Source organism: Kineococcus halophytocola (assembly GCF_041276425.1).
Classification (GTDB): Bacteria; Actinomycetota; Actinomycetes; order Actinomycetales; family Kineococcaceae; genus Kineococcus; species Kineococcus halophytocola.
Genome location: NZ_JBGFTU010000003.1, coordinates 191882 through 211985, shown reverse-complemented (window position 1 = coordinate 211985; position 20104 = coordinate 191882). Strand labels below are relative to the sequence as shown.

The 20104-nt window shown below is 75.9% G+C and carries 19 protein-coding genes; 18 read left to right on the top strand and 1 reads right to left on the bottom strand.

Annotated elements, in window-relative coordinates:
* Positions 1 to 141 precede the first annotated feature (141 nt).
* The 5 genes from AB2L27_RS03935 to AB2L27_RS03915 all read left to right on the top strand — a co-directional run bounded on the left by AB2L27_RS03935 (position 142) and on the right by AB2L27_RS03915 (position 3506).
* Positions 142 to 999 carry a M15 family metallopeptidase gene (locus tag AB2L27_RS03935; RefSeq protein ID WP_370440155.1) on the top strand — a complete coding sequence of 286 codons (858 nt, stop codon included), beginning with the start codon at positions 142 to 144 and terminating at the stop codon, positions 997 to 999.
* Between the two features lie 204 nt (positions 1000 to 1203).
* On the top strand, positions 1204 to 1866 hold the full coding sequence (locus AB2L27_RS03930; protein WP_370440154.1) for a signal peptidase I: 663 nt from the start codon (positions 1204 to 1206) through the stop codon (positions 1864 to 1866).
* Positions 1863 to 2591 (top strand): TasA family protein, encoded by a 729-nt coding sequence (locus tag AB2L27_RS03925; RefSeq protein WP_370440153.1) that lies wholly within the window; start codon positions 1863 to 1865, stop codon positions 2589 to 2591. The genes AB2L27_RS03930 and AB2L27_RS03925 overlap by 4 nt, the downstream gene beginning before the upstream one ends.
* A gap of 44 nt (positions 2592 to 2635) precedes the next feature.
* Positions 2636 to 3184, top strand: coding sequence for a hypothetical protein (locus tag AB2L27_RS03920; RefSeq protein WP_370440152.1), 549 nt, complete (start codon positions 2636 to 2638; stop codon positions 3182 to 3184).
* A gap of 43 nt (positions 3185 to 3227) precedes the next feature.
* Entirely contained in the window at positions 3228 to 3506 is a 279-nt protein-coding gene (locus AB2L27_RS03915; protein ID WP_370440151.1) for an acylphosphatase, read from the top strand.
* Between the two features lie 8 nt (positions 3507 to 3514).
* Here AB2L27_RS03915 and AB2L27_RS03910 read toward each other — a convergent pair whose 3' ends face one another.
* Positions 3515 to 4693, bottom strand: a complete 1179-nt coding sequence (locus tag AB2L27_RS03910; RefSeq protein ID WP_370440201.1) for a multidrug effflux MFS transporter — start codon at positions 4691 to 4693, stop codon at positions 3515 to 3517.
* A gap of 372 nt (positions 4694 to 5065) precedes the next feature.
* Here AB2L27_RS03910 and smc point away from each other — a divergent pair, with 372 nt between their 5' ends.
* The 13 genes from smc to rplS all read left to right on the top strand — a co-directional run bounded on the left by smc (position 5066) and on the right by rplS (position 20063).
* Positions 5066 to 8677 carry a chromosome segregation protein SMC gene (gene smc / locus AB2L27_RS03905; RefSeq protein WP_370440150.1) on the top strand — a complete coding sequence of 1204 codons (3612 nt, stop codon included), beginning with the start codon at positions 5066 to 5068 and terminating at the stop codon, positions 8675 to 8677.
* A gap of 171 nt (positions 8678 to 8848) precedes the next feature.
* A complete protein-coding gene (locus tag AB2L27_RS03900; RefSeq protein WP_370440149.1) occupies positions 8849 to 9112 on the top strand; it encodes a hypothetical protein in 264 nt (87 codons plus the stop codon).
* A 44-nt stretch (positions 9113 to 9156) separates the two neighbouring features.
* A complete protein-coding gene (gene ftsY / locus AB2L27_RS03895; RefSeq protein WP_370440148.1) occupies positions 9157 to 10341 on the top strand; it encodes a signal recognition particle-docking protein FtsY in 1185 nt (394 codons plus the stop codon).
* 166 nt (positions 10342 to 10507) lie between these two features.
* Positions 10508 to 11839: an ammonium transporter gene (locus tag AB2L27_RS03890; RefSeq protein ID WP_370440200.1), complete on the top strand. Its 1332-nt coding sequence runs from the start codon at positions 10508 to 10510 to the stop codon at positions 11837 to 11839.
* Positions 11836 to 12174: a P-II family nitrogen regulator gene (locus AB2L27_RS03885; RefSeq protein WP_370440147.1), complete on the top strand. Its 339-nt coding sequence runs from the start codon at positions 11836 to 11838 to the stop codon at positions 12172 to 12174. The genes AB2L27_RS03890 and AB2L27_RS03885 overlap by 4 nt, the downstream gene beginning before the upstream one ends.
* Before the next feature lie 83 nt (positions 12175 to 12257).
* Positions 12258 to 14657, top strand: a complete 2400-nt coding sequence (locus tag AB2L27_RS03880) for a [protein-PII] uridylyltransferase (RefSeq protein WP_370440199.1) — start codon at positions 12258 to 12260, stop codon at positions 14655 to 14657.
* 9 nt (positions 14658 to 14666) lie between these two features.
* The gene (gene ffh, locus AB2L27_RS03875; protein WP_370440146.1) at positions 14667 to 16238 is read left to right on the top strand and encodes a signal recognition particle protein; all 1572 of its coding nucleotides are present in this window, start codon (positions 14667 to 14669) and stop codon (positions 16236 to 16238) included.
* A gap of 7 nt (positions 16239 to 16245) precedes the next feature.
* Positions 16246 to 17343: an amidohydrolase family protein gene (locus AB2L27_RS03870; RefSeq protein WP_370440145.1), complete on the top strand. Its 1098-nt coding sequence runs from the start codon at positions 16246 to 16248 to the stop codon at positions 17341 to 17343.
* Positions 17344 to 17470: 127 nt separating this feature from the next.
* The gene (gene rpsP / locus AB2L27_RS03865; protein ID WP_370440144.1) at positions 17471 to 17863 is read left to right on the top strand and encodes a 30S ribosomal protein S16; all 393 of its coding nucleotides are present in this window, start codon (positions 17471 to 17473) and stop codon (positions 17861 to 17863) included.
* A gap of 4 nt (positions 17864 to 17867) precedes the next feature.
* Entirely contained in the window at positions 17868 to 18107 is a 240-nt protein-coding gene (locus AB2L27_RS03860) for an RNA-binding protein (protein WP_370440143.1), read from the top strand.
* Between the two features lie 97 nt (positions 18108 to 18204).
* A complete protein-coding gene (gene rimM / locus AB2L27_RS03855) occupies positions 18205 to 18726 on the top strand; it encodes a ribosome maturation factor RimM (RefSeq protein ID WP_370440142.1) in 522 nt (173 codons plus the stop codon).
* Entirely contained in the window at positions 18726 to 19544 is an 819-nt protein-coding gene (gene trmD, locus AB2L27_RS03850; protein ID WP_370440141.1) for a tRNA (guanosine(37)-N1)-methyltransferase TrmD, read from the top strand. Before rimM ends, trmD begins: the two co-directional genes overlap by 1 nt.
* 156 nt (positions 19545 to 19700) lie before the next feature.
* Positions 19701 to 20063, top strand: coding sequence for a 50S ribosomal protein L19 (rplS, locus tag AB2L27_RS03845; protein ID WP_370440198.1), 363 nt, complete (start codon positions 19701 to 19703; stop codon positions 20061 to 20063).
* Positions 20064 to 20104: the final 41 nt, after the last annotated feature.

Sequence of the window (20104 nt, the reverse complement as noted above, 5' to 3'; positions counted from 1 at the left end):
GATGGTCGGATGCCACCGGTGGTCGGCGCCGTCTCGGCGCGAGCGCCGTTCCGCGGATGTTGAATCGTGTCAGACGCCATGGTGGCCGGAGGCCGGGGGAGGGACGTGACGCCGGTGCCCCGCACTGGGAGGATCGCGCCCATGACCCCAGCGGCCCCCCGGAGGCGGCGCTCGCCGTTCGCCCCGCAGGTGCTGCCCGACGGTCACCGGCACTTCAGCCACCGGGCCGTCCTCGCCCGCCGCGCGGTGCTCGGCGGTCTGCTCCTCTCGGGCGTCGGGGGTGGGGTCGTCCTGGCGCGGCCGGCCGGGGAGGACCCGGAGACGGTGGCGGCGACCGGGCCCGCCCCGGTGCCGCCCTCGGCCCCGCCGGACCCCCCGCAGCCGGTGGCGCCGGTCCAGACGCAGCCGACCGCGGTCGAGGGACCGTCGCGGACGGCGGCCGACAGCCCGTGGGTCGTCGTCAACAAGCAGCACCCCCTGCAGCCGCGGGAGTACGCCCCCGCCCTGGCCGTCGTGGGCGGTGCGGAGGTCGCGGCCGTCATCGCCCCGGACCTGCGGGCCCTGCTCGGCGACGCCGAGCGCGACGGCGTGGTCCTCGGCGTGGCGAGCGGGTACCGCTCCTACGAGCGCCAGCGGGCCGTGCACGAGAACGCCGTCCGGCGCGACGGGCTCGATGCCGCCGAGAGCCTGTCGGCCCGCCCCGGCTACAGCGAGCACCAGACGGGGCTGGCGGTCGACTTCAGCGGCCGCACCCGGCCGCGGTGCCTGCTGGAGGACTGCTTCGCGCAGACGCCGGAGTCGGACTGGCTGCGCGCGCACGCCGGCCGGTACGGGTTCCTGCTGCGCTACCCCGAGGGGGCCACCGCCGTGACGGGTTACGACGCCGAGCCCTGGCACTGGCGGTGGGTGGGCACCGACCTCGTCCAGCGGCTGGCCGGCAGCGGGACCGCCACGCTCGAGGAGTTCTTCGGCGTCAGCGGCGGCACCGGCTACGCCTGAGCGGGCCCGGCGTCCGACCGCACCGCGACCGCACCACACGCCTGCTCCGAGCGCGCCGCGCTCAAGTCGTCACCCGGACAGCCGATCACCTTCTAGCAATGGTTACCCACCATCGGGAGGTGTCCAGGTCGTGCCCGTCGTCCCCACCCGCACCGGGTGCTCCCCGGAGACCCCGTCCCCGAGCGTGCCGGGCGGTGGGCGCCCGTGAGCCGCCGCCGCTTCCTGGGTGCCGTGACCTCGAGCCTGGGCCTGTTCGTCGCCGCGGGCCTGCTCCTGGCCCACTTCACCGCCGGGCTGGCCGTGCACCACGTGCTCAGCGACAGCATGACCCCCGCCTTCAGCGCCGGGGACCGGCTCGTGACGCTGGACACCGACCCCCACCGGCTGCGCCGGGGCGACGTCGTCCTCGTCATGACCCCGGACATGCCCGCCCCGGTCGCCCACCGCGTCCACGACGTCGCGGTGACCGCCGGAGCGGTGAGCGTGCAGACCAAGGGCGACGCCAACGCCGGACCCGACGCCTGGACCGACCTGCTGCCCGGGGCGCGCGTCCCCGTGGTCGCGACCGTGCTGCCGGGCGTGCTGCCCGGGGTCCCGGCCGGCTGGGGGACCGGGCTGAAGGTGCTGCTGGTGGTCCTGGCCGGTCTGGGGGTGACCGGGCTGGTGCTGCTGCCGCAGTGGCGGGCCCGGGCCTGCGACTGCCCGGAGTGCACCACCTCCACCACCTCCACCACCACCGCCGCGATCCCGTGCGCGTCCTGCGGTGCGGACGGACCGGCGCGCGACCTCCCGGTCGTGGCCGTCCCCGCGCCGCAGGCCCCCTCCCCCCTGCAGCCCACCCCCCACCAGAACGAGGTCCTGCGATGAGCGTCACCGAGCACGGCACCCCGGAGCACCCCACCACCGGGCACCGGTGCCGCGGCACCCGGCGCGGGGCGCGGCAGGTCGCGGGCATCGCCGCGACCGTGGCCGCCGGGGTGGCCCTGACCTCCGGCGGGGTCTACGCCGCGCTGACCGCCCAGGCGTTCAACGGCACCGCCCAGCAGGTGCGCACCGGCACCCTGCTGCTGACCCTGTCCCCGACGGCCGGCAGCGCCGGCTTCACCTCGGTGGTCGGTGACCTGGCCCCCGGCGACGTCGTCAACCGCTACGTGCAGCTGCAGAACACCGGGACCCTGCCCGGTCAGGGCCTGACGCTGCGGCTCGCGGACTCCAGCCCCACCCTGCTGACGACCAGCGCGACGAAGGGGCTGCAGGTCACGGTGAACGAGTGCCCCGTCGCCTGGACGGTCGCCACGGGCACCTGCACCACCTCTGCCCCCGGTGTCCCGGGCACGGGGGTCCCCGTCCTGGCGCAGACCCCGGCGGCGACCCTGGCGAGCACGTCGGTCGCGCCACCGTCGCTGAGCGGGCCGGGCCTGGCCCCCGGTGCCACCCGGTACTTCCAGGTCTCGCTGACCCTGCCGTCGGCGACCAACGACGACGTCTCGGTCAACGGCGTCGCGCCGACGGGCAGCGTGCAGGGCCTGAGCGCCGGCCTGACGTGGACGTTCGCCACGACCCAGCGGGCCGCCACCACCACCAACAGCTGACCGGCGCCGCGGGGCGCACCACCGGAGAGGAGGACCCAGGGGCCATGCCGGGCCACCGGTCCCTCCTCGGGCTGCGCCGCCCCACGGGGCTGCTCGCGGGTCTGCTCGCGGGTCTGCTCGCGGGTCTGCTGTGGTGCGCCCCCGGTGCGCGGGCCGCGCCGCTGCCGGCGGGCGCGACGGCCACCGGCGCGCTCACCTCCGCGTCCTGGGGCGTCGTGGTCACCACCGCCACCGCCCCGCCCCACGTGCCCGGCCCGCCGGTGGTGGTCAACGGCACCCTCCTCGGCGCGCAGCACTTCACCGTGGCCGCCACCGGCACGCGCCGGCCCGCGTCGGTCGTCTACCGGCTGACCTCGGGCAACGGCCTGGTGGTCAGCGGTGCCCTGTGCGCGGTCCCCTGGACGGGGATGGGCACCTGCCCCGGGGGCTCGACGGCGGTGCCGTTCGGCTCCCCGGTCGGCGGGGCCCTCGTGCCGCCGGTCGGCGGTGCGCGCTACCTGCGGGTGAGCGCCCTGGTCGCCGGGGCCGGCACCCTGGCGGTGGAGGCGGCGCCCCCGGCCACGCCCTCACCCGTGGTGCCGCGCCAGGAGTGAGGCCCGGGCACGCGCCCGGGCCGGGCGGCCCTGGGCTCCCGGCGTGGAACGCCTCACCGCCCTCGTCACCGGCCACGTCCAGGGGGTCGGCTTCCGCTGGTGGACCCAGCGGCAGGCCGAGGAGCTCGGGCTGGCCGGCAGCGCGGAGAACACCCCCGACGGCCGGGTGGAGGTGATCGCCGAGGGCGAGCGCGAGGCTCTGCGGCAGTTGCTGTCCCGGCTGCGCGCCGACCCCTCCCGGCACGACCGCCCCGGCCGGGTCACCCGCGTCGGTGACCACTGGGGCCCGGCCGAGGGCGTTGCGGGGTTCGGGACCCGGTAGGACCGGGGTCAGGCCCCGGTCCGCGCCCGGCGCGCGGGGCCGGCCACGAGGAACAGCATCACCGCGGCCAGCCCGGTGCACGTCAGCATCATCGTCACCATCGGCACCGCGGAGTGCTCACCGGCCAGGCCGACGAGCGGGGAGACCAGCGCGCCCACGGTGAACTGCAGCGCCCCCTGCAGCGCGGACCCGGTGCCGGAGGCGAAGCGCACCTGCTCGATCGCGAGCGCCGTGGCGTTGCCGAAGACGAGGCCGACGCTGAACACCGTGAACCACAGCAGGACGAGCACGGCGGGGGTCCAGGCGTCGAAGGCCAGGACGGTGGTGAACAACCCGGCGGCGCAGCCGAGCTGCAGGAGCACCCCGGTCGTCAGGACCTGGGCGGGGTCGAACCGGCGCAGGGCCCGGGTGGAGACCGCGCCCCCGGCGGCGATCCCCAGGGCGTTGACGGCGAAGACGAGGGAGTACGTCCCGGTCGAGAGGCCCACGACGTTCTGCAGGACGAACGGCGAGGCCGACACGTAGGAGAACACGGTCCCGAACACCAGGACGAGGGTGCCGACGTAGCCGACGTAGCCGCGCCGGGACAGCACGGCGCGTGCGGTGCGGGCCACCTCGCGCGCCCCGCCGCCGTGGCGGTGCTCGGCGGGCAGCGTCTCGGGCACGACGAACCAGGCCGCGACGACCATGACGAGCGCGGCGACGGCGGTGACGGCGAAGATCCCGCGCCAGCCGCCGTGCCCGGCGATGAGGCCGCCGAGCAGCGGGGCCACGACGGGGGCCACCCCGCCGATGACGCCGAGGGTGGAGAAGGCCCGGGCCGCGGCCCGGCCGGTGGCGATGTCGGCGACGACGGCGCGGCCGATGACCACCCCGGCGGCCCCGGCCACGCCCTGGACGAGGCGGGCGACGACGAGCACGCCGATCGAGGGCGTCAGGGTGCAGGCCAGGCCGGCCAGGAACGTCACGAACGTGCCGGCCAGCAGCAGGCGGCGGCGGCCGAGCCGGTCGGACAGGGGACCCAGGACGAGCTGGCCGACGGCCATCCCGAGCATGAACGTCGTCAGGGTCAGCTGGACGCGGGCCGCGCTGGCGGACAGGTCCGTGGCCAGGTCCGGGAACGTCGGCAGGTACGCGTCCACGGCCAGGGGGCCGATCGCGCACAGCAGGGCCAGCGTCACCAGCAGGCGCAGGGGCACCTCGTCGGTGGGCCGGGGCCCCGCTCCGGTGGGGCCGGTGGGACCGGCCGGCAGGAGGGTGCGCAGCGCCGTGCGGGACCGGGGCAGGGCCCGGGGGGCCGGGCGGGGCGGGCGGGCGGGGTGGGTGGAGCGGGTACGACCGGCGGGGCGGGTCGGCACAGGGGTCCTTCCGGGGCTCGTCGAGGTCTGCGACCGTTCTACAACGCCTGACGGTCACCCGCCGAGCGCACCGCGTGTCGTCCCGACGGTCATTCCGGACCGTGATGACCGCGCCCCCCGCCCGCGGGCCCGGCCGGCACGCCCCGCCGGGGCGGCTCACCTCGGCCGGGCACGGCCTCCGCCTCGTTAGGCTCTGACCCCGTGCACCTGAAGACCCTCACCCTCAAGGGGTTCAAGTCGTTCGCCTCCGCGACGACGCTGCGGCTGCAGCCGGGGATCACGTGCGTGGTCGGCCCCAACGGCTCGGGCAAGTCGAACGTCCTGGACGCCCTGACCTGGGTCATGGGGGAGAGCAGCGCCAAGAGCCTGCGCGGCGGGAAGATGGAGGACGTCATCTTCGCCGGCACCACCGGCCCGGAGGGACGCTCCGCGCTCGGGCGCGCCGAGGTGAGCCTGACGATCGACAACTCCGACGGGGCGCTGCCCATCGAGTTCGCCGAGGTGACGATCACCCGGACGATGTTCCGCACCGGTGGGTCCGAGTACGCGATCAACGGCCAGACCTGCCGCCTGCTCGACGTGCAGGAACTGCTGTCCGACTCCGGCATCGGCCGCGAGATGCACGTGATCGTCGGCCAGGGCCAGATCGACGCGGTCCTGCACGCCTCCCCCGAGGAGCGCCGCGCGTTCATCGAGGAGGCCGCCGGGGTCCTGAAGCACCGGCGCCGCAAGGAGAAGGCGCTGCGCAAGCTCGACGCGATGGAGGCCAACCTCACGCGGGTGGCTGACCTCGTCACCGAGATCCGCCGCCAGCTCAAGCCCCTGGGCCGCCAGGCCGAGGCCGCCCGCCGCGCCCAGGTGGTCCAGGCCGACCTGCGCGACGCGCGGCTGCGGCTGCTGGCCGACGACCTCGTCCAGGCCAGCAGCTCCCTGCAGCGCGACGAGGCCGACGAGGCCGCCCTCAAGGCGCGCCAGGCCCGGGTCGAGGCCGACCTGGGGGAGGCCTCGGCCCGGTTGCAGGCCGCCGAGCGGGCCGCGGCCGCCGCGGCCCCGGACCTGGCCCGCGCCGTGGAGACCCACCACCGCCTCCAGGCCCTCGCCGAGCGGTTGCGCGGGGTGCAGGCCCTGGCCGCCGAGCGGTCCCGGCTGCTGGCGGGCGAGACCGAGGAGCAGACCGGCCGGCGCGACCCCGAGGAGCTGGCCGCCCACGCCGACCGCGTCCGCGCCGAGGAGGCCGAGCTGGCCGGGCAGGTCGCCGAGCGCCGGACCGCGCTGCAGGAGGTCCTGGCCGCCCGCGCCGAGGCCGACCGGGCCGCCCGCGCCGAGGACCAGCGGGTCGCGACCGCGCTGCGCGCCGCCGCCGACCGCCGCGAGGGGCTGGCCCGCCTGGGCGGGCAGGTCGCCGCCCGCACCAGCCGCGTGGAGTCCGCCGAGGCCGAGCGCGAGCGCCTGTCCGCCTCCCTGGCCGACGCCGAGCGGCGCCGGGAGGAGGCGCAGGCGGCGTTCACCGCGCTGGAGACGCAGGTCGCCGGCGTGGAGGAGGGCGAGGAGGGCCTGGACGCCGAGCACGAGGCGGCGGCGCAGGCGCTGCAGGCCGCCGAGACCGCCCACGAGCAGGCCCGCACCGAGGTGCAGGCCGCCGAACGCGAGCGCGCGACGTGGGCCGCCCGCAAGGAGGCCCTGGAGATCGGGCTGACCCGCAAGGACGGCGCCGGGGCCCTGCTGGCCGCCGGCCCGGCCGTCTCCGGGGTCCTGGGCTCGGTCGCGGCGCTGCTGAGCGTCGAACCCGGCTGGGAGCAGGCGATCGCCGCCGCGCTCGGGTCCAGCGCCGACGCGGTCGCCGTCGCGAGCCCGGCCGACGCCGTCGCCGCCATCGAGCACCTCAAGGGCCAGGACGCCGGCCGGGCCGGGATGGTCGTCGCCTCGCCCGGTCCCGCCGACGCCGGGCTCCTCGTGCCGGCCGGGGCCCGCGCGGCCCTGTCGCTGGTCACCGCGCCCGCCGAGCTGCGCGCGGCCCTGGCCCGGCTGCTGGGTCACGTCGTCGTCGTCGAGGACCTCCCCGCCGCGCAGCACGTCGCGCGGTCGCGGCCGGACCTCCTCGCGGTGACGCGCGAGGGCGACGTCGTCGGCGCCCACGTCGCCGCGGGCGGCTCGTCGTCGGCGCCGAGCCTGCTGCAGGTGCAGGCCGCCGTCGACGAGGCCACCGACGCGCTGTCGGCCGCCGAGGGCCGCGCGCAGCGGGCGCAGGACGCGCTGGAGGAGGCGCAGACCGCCCGCGCCGCGGCGGCCGAGCGCGTCGAGGCGGCCCTGGACCGGCTGCACGACTCCGACGCGCGGATGAACGCCGTCGCCGAGCAGCTCGGTCAGCTCGGGTCCGCGGCCCGCGCGGCCGCGGCCGAGGCGGACCGGGTGCGCGCCACCCGCGAGCAGGTCGGGGCCCGGCTGGAGGCCGACCGCGCCGAGCTGGCCGAGCTGTCCGAGCGGTTCGAGGCGGCCGGCGCGGTGCAGGGCGAGGACGAGGGGGACGTCTCCACCGACGAGCGGGACCGCCTGGCCGAGGTCGCCCGCGGGTTCGGGAGCACCGAGACCGAGGCCCGGCTCGCGCTGCGCACCGTCGAGGAGCGCGCCCGGGCCCTGGCCGGGCGCGCCGACGCCCTCCAGCGGCAGGCCACCGAGGAGCTCGCCGCCCGCGAGCGCGCCGCGGCCCGCCGCGCCCGGCGGGCCGAGCAGTCGCGCGTGGCGGCGACCGTGCAGGAGGGGGCCGCCACGGCGCTCGCGGCGTGGGAGTCCTCCCAGGCCCAGGCCGCCCGGCTGCGGGAGGCCGCCGAGGCCGCCCGCGCCACCTTCGAGGAGCAGGTGGGCACCGCCCGGCGCGCCGTGGAGTCCCTCAAGACCGAGCAGCAGCGGCTCGGGGACACCCGCCACGCCGACGAGGTCGCCCGCGCCCAGCAGCGGTGGACGATCGACCAGCTGCGCCAGCGGTCCCTGGAGGAGCTGGGCACCGACCCCGACGTCCTCGTGGAGGAGTTCGGCCCGCACCAGCCCGTCCCGCCCTCCCCGCCGGCCCCCGGGGACCCCGAACCGGAGACGGCGCCGGAGCCTCGGCCCTACGTGCGCGCCGAGCAGGACAAGCGGCGCCGCTCCGCCGAACGGGCGCTGGGCCAGCTCGGCCAGGTGAACCCGCTGGCGCTGGAGGAGTACGCGGCGATGGAGGAGCGCCACCAGTTCCTCGTCACCCAGTCCGACGACCTGAAGAAGTCCCGCAAGGACCTGCTCGACATCGTCAAGGAGGTCGACGAGCGCGTGGAGCGGGTCTTCTCCGAGGCGTTCGCCGAGGTCGCGCAGCAGTACGAGGAGGTCTTCCCGCGGCTGTTCCCCGGCGGGGAGGGCCGGCTCGTCCTCACCGACCCCTCCGACATGCTCACCACGGGCATCGAGGTGGAGGCCCGGCCGGCGGGCAAGAAGGTCAAGCGCCTGTCGCTGCTGTCCGGCGGGGAGCGCTCGCTCGCCGCGGTGGCCATGCTCGTCTCGATCTTCCGGGCCCGCCCCAGCCCGTTCTACGTCCTCGACGAGGTCGAGGCCGCGCTCGACGACGCGAACCTGTCGCGGCTGATCACCCTGTTCGAGGAGCTGCGGGCGACGAGCCAGCTCATCGTCATCACCCACCAGAAGCGCACCATGCAGATCGCCGACGCCCTGTACGGGGTGACGATGCGCGGGGACGGGATCAGCACCGTGGTCAGCCAGCGGCTGCGCGAGGGACGGCCGCCCGTCCCGTCCGAGGTGCCCGACGCCGACCCCGCGGCGGTGTGACCGGCGTCGCGCCGGTGACGCAGAGGTGAGCATCCGGTCACGGAGAGATGACGACGGCGCGTGCCGTGTGGTGCCCGCGGGGCCCGAGGGGCACAGTGGTCGCGTGATGAAGCTCCACCGGGGACCAGCTCCGAACCTGGTCCCGGTGCCGACGTCGTGGGTGGTGCTCCCGTGGTCCTGACGACCCTGCTGGTGACGTTCGCGGTGACGGTCGGCCTGGCCGTCGTCGTCCTGCTGACCGTGGCGGCCCCGAGCCTGCGCCGTCGCGGCAGCCGCACGATGGCCCGCATCGACGCCGGTGCCGCCCGGCTCGTGCCCGTGCTGCGCCAGCACCGCGACCGGCTCGTCCACGAGGTGCGGACCCAGGTCGCCGCGCGCCTGGAGGCCCAGCGCCGCGGCGAGCGCGACGAGCACCGGGCCGCCCGCGCCCGCTGAGACCGGGCGGGCGCCGCCCGCCCCGTCTGGGAAGATCTGGGCTCGTGGAGACAGTCGAGATCGTCATCGGCCTCATCGCCGTCATCGCCCTGGCGGGCGTGGGCGCGCTGGTCGGCCTGGTGCGCCCGCGCCGCCGTCGCCGCTCGCTGCCGCCCCGCCCGGGGCAGCAGTCGGGCCTGAGGGACCGGGGCGAGGGCGAGGAGCCGCTGCCGGGGGTCGGGGACGACGCCGAGGTCCCGCGCGACAGCGCCACCCGCACCGTCGAGGACGTCGACCTGCCGCAGGGACCGGTCCTGGAGCGGCCCGCCCCCGTCGGTGGCCGCCTGGTCCGGCTGCGCGAGCGCCTGGCCCGCTCCAACTCCGCCCTGGGCCAGGGGCTGCTGGCCCTGCTCTCGCGCGACACCCTCGACGAGGCGACGTGGGAGGAGGTCGAGGACACCCTCCTGCTCGCCGACCTCGGGGTCGACCCCACGACGCGCATCGTGGAGGCGCTGCGCGAGCGCGTGAAGGTCCTGGGCACCCGCGACCCCGCCCACCTGCGCGAGCTGCTGCGCGAGGAGCTGCTCGCCGCCGTCGGCCCGGGCACCGACCGCACGCTGGCCACGCAGCGCCAGGGCGAGCGCCCCGCCGTCGTCATGGTCGTCGGCGTCAACGGCACCGGGAAGACGACGACGGTCGGCAAGCTGGCCCGCCTCCTGGTCGCCCAGGACAAGGACGTGGTGCTCGGGGCGGCCGACACCTTCCGCGCCGCCGCGGCCGAGCAGCTGGCCACCTGGGGCGACCGCGTCGGCGTGACCACCGTGCGCAGCGACCGCGACGGCGCCGACCCCGCGGCCGTCGCCTTCGACGCCGTCAAGCAGGGCGCCGAGGCCGAGGTGGACGTCGTCATCATCGACACCGCCGGCCGGCTGCAGAACAAGGTCGGGCTCATGGACGAGCTGGGCAAGGTCAAGCGCGTCGTGGAGCGCCACGGCCCCGTCGACGAGGTCCTGCTGGTCCTGGACGCCACCACCGGCCAGAACGGGCTGCGCCAGGCCGCGGTGTTCTCCGAGGTCGTCGACGTCACCGGCATCGTGCTGACCAAGCTCGACGGGACCGCCAAGGGCGGCATCGTCGTGGCCGTCCAGCAGTCCCTCGGCGTGCCGGTCAAGCTCATCGGGCTCGGGGAGGGGGCCGACGACCTGGCCCCGTTCGAGCCGGAGGCGTTCGTCGACGCGCTGCTGAGCTGAGGCCGGCCGTCACGTGATGTTCACGCGCGGGCCCGCGCCGTCACACGCCCGAAACACACCGCGCGAAGGGCTGTAACGCCGGCAGGTCACGGTGGTCGCGTTCCCGTCCCCCTCCCTCGCCGGCACGCCGGCCCAGCGGAAGGCCACCTCGCCCATGGACTCGGCCCTGAACTCAGGTGACACCGCCTGGATCCTCATCAGCGCGGCGCTCGTGCTGCTCATGACTCCCGGCCTCGCGCTCTTCTACGGCGGCATGGTCCGCGCCAAGAGCGTGCTCAACATGATGATGATGAGCTTCGGCGCCCTGGCTCTCATCGGCGTCCTGTGGGTGCTGTACGGCTACTCGATCGCCTTCGGCGACGACGTCGGTGCCGGCCTGCTCGGCAACCCGTTCGAGTACTTCGGCCTGTCGGGGATGCTCGGCGAGGACACCTCGGCGGCCTACCCGGTCATGGCCTTCGTCGCCTTCCAGGCCGTGTTCGCCATCATCACCGTCGCCCTCATCTCCGGGGCGATCGCCGACCGCGCCAGGTTCGGCGCCTGGATGGTCTTCGCCGGCGTCTGGGCCACCCTGGTCTACTTCCCCGTCGCGCACTGGGTGTTCGCCTTCGACGGTGACGACGTGGTCGGCGGCTGGATCGCCAACGACCTGCTGGCCCTCGACTTCGCCGGGGGCACCGCGGTCCACATCAACGCCGGCGCCGCGGGCCTGGCCCTGGCCCTGGTCCTGGGCAAGCGCCGCGGGTTCGGCCGCGAGCCGATGCGCCCGCACAACCTCCCCCTGGTCATGCTCGGCGCGGGTCTGCTGTGGTTCGGGTGGTTCGGGTTCAACGCCGGGTCCGCCCTGTCGGCGGGCAACACCGCCGCTATCGCCTTCGTCAACACGATCGTCGCGACCTCGGCCGCGATCCTGGGCTGGCTGCTCACCGAGAAGATCCGCGACGGTCACGCCACCTCCCTCGGCGGCGCCTCGGGCGCGGTGGCCGGGCTCGTCGCCATCACCCCCGCCTGCAACGCCGTGAGCCCGGCGATGGCCATCGTCCTGGGCGCCGTCGCTGGCGTCCTGTGCGCCCTGGCCGTGGGCCTGAAGTACAAGCTCGGCTACGACGACTCCCTCGACGTCGTCGGCGTCCACCTCGTCGGTGGCCTGTGGGGCACCATCGCCATCGGCTTCCTCGGGTCGGCCACCACCCCCGCCGGTGTCGACGGCCTGTTCTTCGGCGGCGGCGTGGACCAGCTGTGGCGCCAGGTCGTCGGGGCGCTCGCGGTCCTGGTCTTCTCCTTCGTCCTGACCTGGGTCATCGCCACGGTCATCCAGAAGACGATGGGCTTCCGCCTCCCCGAGGACGACGAGGTCGCCGGCATCGACCAGGCCGAGCACGCCGAGTCCGGCTACGACTGGGGCACCCTCACCGCCGGCGGCGGCCGGGTGGCCGGGTCCCCGGCCCGCCCGATCGACGCCCGCCACTCCACCGGGAACTCGGAGGTCTCCGCATGAAGCTCATCACCGCGATCATCAAGCCCCACAAGCTCGACGACGTGAAGTCGGCGCTGGAAGCGTACGGCATCCAGGGCCTGACGATCTCGGAGTCCTCCGGGTACGGCCGCCAGCGCGGGCACACCGAGGTCTACCGGGGCGCGGAGTACACCGTCGACCTCGTGCCCAAGGTGCGCGTGGAGGTCCTCGTCGACGACGTGGACGCCCGCGACGTCGTGGAGGTCGTCGTCAAGAGCGCCCAGACCGGGCGCATCGGGGACGGCAAGGTCTGGACGCAGCCGGTCGAGGACGTCGTCCGGGTCCGCACCGGCGAGCACGGTCCCGACGCGCTCTGAGACCCCCCGCACGTCCCCGCACGTCTCCCGCACCCACCCGTTCCTGGAGGTCACCCCGTGGACGCCGACGTGGCAGGTCCGCGCTGAGCGCGGACCTGCGCACCGAGCGACTCGCGCTGGCGGTGCGGGCCGGCCGGCCCGGCCCGCACCGGCGCGCCGAGCTGGTCCAGCTCGTGGAGTCCCGGTTGCGCGACGTGTGGGACCGGGCCGTCGGACCCCTCGACGGCCCGGACGGCCCCCTGGCGGGGGGTGCGGGGGAGGGGTGCGGGGTCGCGCTGGCCTGCGTCGGGTCCCTGGCCCGCCGCGACGCCGGCCCGGCCAGCGACGTCGACCTCGTCCTGCTGCACGACGGCCGGGCCCTGGGTCGCGACGACGTCGCCGCCCTGGCCGACCGCATCTGGTACCCGTTGTGGGACAACGGGTTGCGTCTGGACCACTCGGTCCGCACCGCCAAGGGGTGCCGCGAGGTGGCCGCCGTCGACCTGGCCGCCGCGACCGGTCTGCTCGACCTGCGGGTCATCGCCGGTGACGGCGGCCTGGTCGCCCGCACCCGCGGGCACCTGCTGGACGACTGGCGGGCCGGGGCCCGGCGCCGGCTGCCGCAGGTCCTGGACTCCCTGGCCGAGCGGGCCGCGCGCGCCGGGGAACTGGCCTACCTGCTCGAACCGGACCTGAAGGAGGCCCGCGGCGGGCTGCGCGACGTGGTGACGCTGCGCGCGCTGGCCGCGAGCTGGCTCACCGACCGCCCGCACGGCGCCGTCGACGAGGCCCACACCCTCCTGCTTGACGTCCGCGACGGCCTGCAGACCTCCTCGGGCCGTCCCGGGGACCGGCTCGTGCTCGCCGAGCAGGACGCCGTCGCGGTCGTCTGCGGGTTCGCCGACGCCGACCTGCTGCTGGCCGCGCTCGCCCAGGCCGCCCGCACGATCTCCGCGGCCGTCGACCTCACGACCCGCCGGGCCCGCCAGTCGGTGCCCGCGCGCCGCTTCCGCGCCCAGGGCAAGCGCCCCCGGTTGCGCTCCCTGGGTCACGGCCTGGTCGAGCACGACGGCGAGGTCGTCCTCGGGGCCGGGGTCAGCCCCGCCGAGGACCCCGTGCTGCCGCTGCGCGCGGCCGCCACCGCCGTCCGCTCGGGCCTGCCGCTGTCGCCGGTGACCCTGGACCACCTCCTCACCACCTGCCCGCCCCTGCCCGAGCCCTGGCCGGCCCCCGCCCGCGAGGCCCTGCTGGAACTGCTCGCCGCCGGCCCCGCGCAGGTGCCGGTGTGGGAGTCCCTGGACATGGTCGGCCTCGTCGAGCGCTGGCTGCCGGAGTGGACGGGGATCCGCAACCGCCCCCAGCGCAACGCGGTGCACCGCTGGACCGTCGACCGCCACCTCATCGAGACCGCCGTGGCCGCCGGCCCGTTCCTGCGCGAGGTCGAACGCCCCGACCTGCTGCTGCTGGCCGCGCTGACGCACGACCTCGGCAAGCTGCCCGGGACGCAGGACCACTCCCGCACCGGCGCCCCCCTGGCCCGCGCGGTCGCCGCCCGCGCCGGGTTCGCCCCCGCCGACGTGGAGGTCGTCGGGCGCCTGGTGGCCGAGCACCTGACCCTCGTCGACCTCGCCACCCGCCGCGACCCCGACGACCCGCAGACGGTGGCGTCCCTCGTCGAGGCGGTCGACGGGCGGCTGGAGACGCTGCACCTGCTGCGCGCCCTGACCGAGGCCGACGCCCGCGCCGCCGGCCCGGCCGCCTGGTCGCCGTGGCGGGCCCGGCTCGTCGACGGGCTGCTGGCCCGGGCCACGACGTCGCTGGCGGGGGAGCAGGCCCCGGGCCCGGCCCCCTTCGACACCGCCGAGCAGGAGCTGGCCGCCGCCACCGCCGCGGACGGGCGGACCCGCGTCGACGTGCGCGAGGTCGACGGCTTCTTCGTCGTCACCGTCGTCACCCCCGACCGCACCGGGCTGTTCGCCGACCTGGCCGGCCTGCTCGCCGGGCACCGCTTCCTCGTGCGCTCGGCGCTGGTGCGCACGCTGGAGGGGGTGGCCGTGGACTCCTGGTGGGTGGAGTCGCCCACGGGCGAGGCGCCCTCGCCGGAGCTGCTGCGCCAGGGCCTGGAGCGCATCGTCGGCGGGGACGTGGCGCTGCTGGAGCGGCTCGCGGCCCGCGACGCCCAGACCGGCCGGCCCACCGGCCCGCGGTCCCTCGTGGCCCACCCGCGGGTGGTGATCCTGCCCGGGGCCAGCGACCGCGCCACCGTCCTGGAGGTGCGCTGCGCCGACCGGCCCGGGCTGCTGCACGCCCTGGGCCGGGCGCTGGCCACCGAGGGCATCGACATCCGCTCCGCGCACGTCGCCACCTACGCCGCGCAGGCCGTCGACGTGCTCTACCTCGCCGGGCCGACGGGGCAGCGGCTGTCCCCGCCGCAGGTGGCCATGGCCATCCAGGCCCTCTCGGACGCGGCGGAGGTGCCGGGGCCGGGGCGGCCCGCCGGTTAAGGTGGGGGCGTGTTCGCCACGCTCTCCGACCGCCTCACCGCCACGTTCAAGTCGCTGCGCGGCAAGGGGCGGCTGACCGAAGCCGACGTCGACGCGACCGTGCGGGAGATCCGCCGCGCGCTGCTCGACGCCGACGTCGCCCTGCCCGTGGTGCGCGACTTCACCACCCGCATCCGCGAGCGCGCGACCGGCGCGGAGGTCGTGGGGCACCTCAACCCGGCCCAGCAGGTCGTCAAGATCGTCAACGAGGAGCTCGTCGGCATCCTCGGCGGGGAGACCCGCCGGCTGCGGTTCGCCAAGAACCCGCCGACGGTCATCATGCTCGCCGGCCTGCAGGGCGCGGGGAAGACGACGCTGGCCGGCAAGCTCGGCCGCTGGCTCAAGGGCAACGGCAACCGCCCGCTGCTGGTGGCCTGCGACCTGCAGCGCCCCAACGCCGTCAACCAGCTGCAGATCACCGGTGAGCGCGCCGGGGTCGACGTGTTCGCCCCCGAGCCGGGCAACGGCGTGGGCGACCCGGTCTCGGTGGCCCAGCGCGGCATCGAGCACGCCAGGCGCCACCACTACGACGTCGTCGTCGTCGACACCGCCGGCCGCACCGGCGTGGACGCCGAGATGATGCAGCAGGCCATCGACATCCGGGCCGCCGTGACGCCCGACGAGGTCCTGTTCGTCCTGGACGCCATGATCGGCCAGGACGCCGTGGCCACCGCCGAGGCGTTCCGCGACGGCGTCGGCTTCGACGGGGTCGTCCTCACCAAGCTCGACGGCGACGCCCGCGGCGGGGCGGCCCTGTCGGTGCGCCACGTCACCGGCCAGCCCGTCATGTTCGCCTCCACCGGCGAGAAGCTCGACGAGTTCGAGCCGTTCCACCCCGACCGGATGGCCTCGCGCATCCTCGACATGGGCGACGTGCTCTCCCTCATCGAGCAGGCCGAGAAGGCGTTCGACGCCGACCAGGCCCAGGCCATGGCCGCGAAGTTCGCCGCCGACGAGGACTTCACCCTCGACGACTTCCTGCAGCAGCTGCAGGCGGTCCGGAACATGGGCTCGCTGAAGAAGATGCTGGGGATGCTGCCGGGCATGGCCCAGATGCGTCAGCAGCTCGACGCCTTCGACGAGCGCGAGTTCGACCGCATCGAGGCGATGGTGCGCTCGATGACCCCGCTGGAACGGCGCCAGCCGCGCATCATGAACGGTTCGCGCCGGGCCCGCGTGGCCGCCGGGTGCGGGCAGTCCGTCTCGGCCGTCAACGACATGCTCGAACGCTTCGGGCAGGCCCAGAAGATGATGCGCTCGCTGAAGAACGGCCTCGGCGGGGGTGGGCTGCCCGGCATCCCGGGGATGCCCGGTGGCCCGGGCGCGGGGGCCTCGAAGAAGCAGAAGGCCCGCATCGCGGCGTCGAAGGGCAAGAAGGGCAAGAGCGGCAACCCCGCCAAGCGCGCCGCCGAGCAGAAGGCGGCCGCCGAGCGCGCCGCGGCGCAGCCGGGGTCGGCCTTCGGCCTGCCCGACGCCTCCAAGGGGTTCGACCCGGCCGACCTGAACCTGCCGAAGGGCTTCGACAAGTACCTGGGTCAGTGACCCGCCGGTGACCCCGGTCATCCACCTCACCGGGCCCCTCCTCCTCGGCCCCGAGGAGGTCGCCCCGCAGGCGTGGATCCTCGACGGGCGGCTGACGTTCGACCGTCCGGCGGCGGCCTCGACGACGCGCCTGGACGGGTGGGTGCTGCCCGGCCTGGTCGACGCGCACTGCCACGTCGGCATCGGTCCGCACGGGCAGGTCGAGGACGACGTGGCCCGGGCGCAGGCCCTGGCCGACCGCGACGCCGGGGCCCTGCTGCTGCGCGACGCGGGCTCGGCCTCGGAGACGCGCTGGATGGACGAGGCCCGCGACCTGCCGCGCATCGTCCGCGCCGGCCGGCACCTGGCCCGCACCCGCCGTTACCTGCGGGGCCTGGCCCACGAGATCGAACCCGAGGACCTCGTCGAGCACGTCCGCGTGCAGGCCCGCCGCGGCGACGGCTGGGTCAAGCTCGTGGGCGACTGGATCGACCGGACCACCGGTGACCTCGCCCCGTGCTGGCCCGCCGACGTGCTGGCCGCCGGGGTCGCCGCCGCGCACGAGCTGGGGGCGCGCGTCACCGTCCACCAGTTCGGGCAGGACGGGGTCGAGGACCTGCTCGCCGCCGGGGTCGACGGGATCGAGCACGGCACGGGGCTGGGGGAGGAGCACCTGGCGCGGCTGGCGGCCGCCGGGGTCGCCGTCGTGCCGACCCTGGTGAACATCGCGACCTTCCCGGGCATCGCCGACCGGGGGGAGGCGAAGTTCCCCACCTACGCCGCGCACATGCGCGCCCTGCACGCGCGCCGGTACGAGACCGTCGCCGCCCTGCACGCCGCGGGCGTGCCCGTCTTCGCCGGCACCGACGCCGGCAGCGTGCTGCCGCACGGCCTCGTCGTCCAGGAGCTGCACGAGCTCACCGCCGCCGGGCTGAGCCGGGTGCAGGCCCTGGACGCCGGGGTGTGGGCCGCGCGGCGCTGGCTGGGTCACCCGGGCCTGCAGGAGGGGGCGAGCGCCGACCTCCTCGTGCTGGACGGCGACCCGCGCGCGGACCTGGGGGTCCTGCACGGCCCGCGGGTGGTGCTGCGCGGCCGTGTCGTGGCCGGTGCGCGACCTCTGGCATGATGGTCGGGCACTCGCTCGCCCAGGGACCCTCTCACCCGGGGTGCGCGCGTCCCTGAACCGCCCGTCCCGGCGTCCCCACACCGGAGCGGTCCGTTCGCCACTCCAGAACCGGGAGACACCCCACACCGTGGCTGTCAAGATTCGCCTCAAGCGCATGGGCCAGATCCGCGCGCCGTTCTACCGCATCGTCATCGCCGACTCGCGCAACAAGCGCGACGGTCGGGCGATCGAAGAGGTCGGCCTGTACAACCCGATGACGGACCCCTCGACGATCGAGGTCAAGTCCGAGCGCGTCCAGTACTGGCTCGGTGTCGGCGCCCAGCCGACCGAGCAGGTCGCCGCGCTGCTGAAGGTCACGGGCGACTGGCAGAAGTTCAAGGGCCTGCCCGGTGCCGAGGGCACCTACCGGACCCCGAGCGCCAACACCAAGCCCCCGCGCATCCCCGCCGGTGGTGCGGCCAAGCAGGCGTCCGCGCCGGCCGAGGCCCCCGCCGCCGACGCGCCGGCCGAAGAGTCCTGATCCGGTGCTCGCGGACGCCCTCGAGCACCTGGTGCGCGGCATCGTCGGCAACCCCGACGACGTGCAGGTGACGTCGAAGACGTTGCGGCGCGGTGCCGTGCTCGAAGTTCGCGTGCACCCGGACGACCTGGGCCGCGTCATCGGCCGCGCCGGTCGCACGGCCAAGGCGCTGCGCACCGTCATCGGGGCGCTGGCCGGCGGCAAGCAGGTGCGCGTCGACCTCGTCGACGTGGACCGTCGCTGACGACCCCGGCCACCCAGCACCACCCCCGGACGCCGGGGCCGCGCACGCGGCCCCGGCGTCCTGCCGTTCCCCCCACCACCCACCCGGAGGACTTCTCGTGGAGTACGTCGTCGCCCGCATCGGGCGCCCGCACGGGGTGCGGGGCGAGGTCACCGTCGAGGTGCGCACCGACGACCCCGACGAGCGCTTCGTCCCCGGGGCCGTCCTGCGCACGGACCCGGCGGCCGGGCAGCTCACCGTCGCCGGCGCCCGCTGGCACAACGGCACCCTGCTGCTGACCTTCCGCGAGGTCGCCGACCGCACCGCGGTGGAGGCCCTGCGCGACACCCTGCTGCTCGTCGACATCGACGAGGAGGCCCAGGAGGACGACGACGCCTGGTACCCCCACCAGCTGCGGGGCATGGCCGCCGTCACCATCACCGGCACCCCGCTGGGCACGGTGGCCGACCTGCTCACCGGCTCGGCGCAGGACGTCCTCGTCGTGACCGGCACCGACGGCCGTGAGGTGCTCGTGCCCTTCGTGCGGGCCCTCGTCCCGACCGTGGACGTGCGCCGGCGCAAGGTCGTGCTCGCCCCGCCCGGTGGCCTGTTCGCCGAGCTGCCCGGGGACGAGGGCTAGTGCGCCTCGACGTCGTCACGATCTTCGCCGACTACCTCGCCCCGCTGCAGCTGTCCCTCATCGGCAAGGCGCAGACCCAGGGGCTGCTCGACGTGCGGGTCCACGACCTGCGCGAGCACACCCACGACCGGCACCGCACGGTCGACGACACCCCCTACGGCGGCGGCGCCGGGCTGCTCATGAAGCCCGAACCGTGGGGCGAGGCCCTCGACGCGGTCCTGGCCGACCCCCCGCCCGGCGCCGGCGAGGACGGGCCCGTCCTCCTCGTCCCCTCCCCGGTGGGGGAGGTGTTCAGCCAGCGCGCGGCGGTCGAGCTGGCCGCCGAACCGTGGCTGGTGTTCGCCTGCGGGCGCTACGAGGGCATCGACGCGCGGGTGGTGGAGCACTACCGGAGCCGGATCCGGGTGCGGGAGGTCTCCCTGGGCGACTACGTCCTCAACGGCGGTGAGGTCGCCGTGCTGGCCATCACCGAGGCCGTCGTCCGGCTCGTGCCCGGGGTCGTCGGCAACGCGGCGTCGCTGACCGAGGAGAGCCACGCCCCCGAGCACGACGGCCTGCTGGAGCACCCCGCCTACACCAAGCCCGCCTCCTGGCGCGGTCTGGACGTCCCGGCCGTCCTGGCCGGCGGCAACCACGGGGCCGTCGAGCGCTGGCGGCGCGAGGAGGCGTTGCGCCGCACCGCCACCCGGCGCCCCGACGTGCTGGCCCGGCTGGACCCGGCCCGCTGCGACGCGCACGACCTGGCCGTCCTGGCCGAGCTCGGCTGGACCCCCGACGCGCACGGGTTCCGGTCCACCCCCGCCGCTGTGGCAGACTGATCCGCTGACACCAACGAGCCGTGACGGCCGGTGACCGCTGCCCCCGGGCGGCGGAGGGTGCGCCTGCCACAGGGGGCCAGCCCCACCGGACGCCCGTCGCGGGACCAACGCCTGTGCCGATGACCTGTGGCGTCGACAGGAGAAGTGAGCAGACCCATGAACGTGCTCGACAGCATCGACGCGGCCCAGCTGCGCAGCGACGTCCCGGAGTTCCGCGCCGGGGACACCCTCAAGGTCCACGTCAAGGTCATCGAGGGCACCCGCTCGCGCGTGCAGGTCTTCCAGGGCGTCGTCATCCGCCGCACCGGCGGCGGCATCCGCGAGGCCTTCACCGTCCGCAAGGTCAGCTTCGGCGTCGGCGTGGAGCGCACCTTCCCGCTGCACACCCCGGTCATCGAGAAGATCGAGGTCGTCACCCGCGGTGACGTCAAGCGCGCCAAGCTGTACTACCTGCGCGACCTGCGCGGCAAGGCCGCCAAGATCAAGGAGCGTCGCGACTCGGGCAGCCCCCGCGGCTGAGCCCAGCACCTCCAGCACGAGCCGGGTCCCCGTCGGGGCCC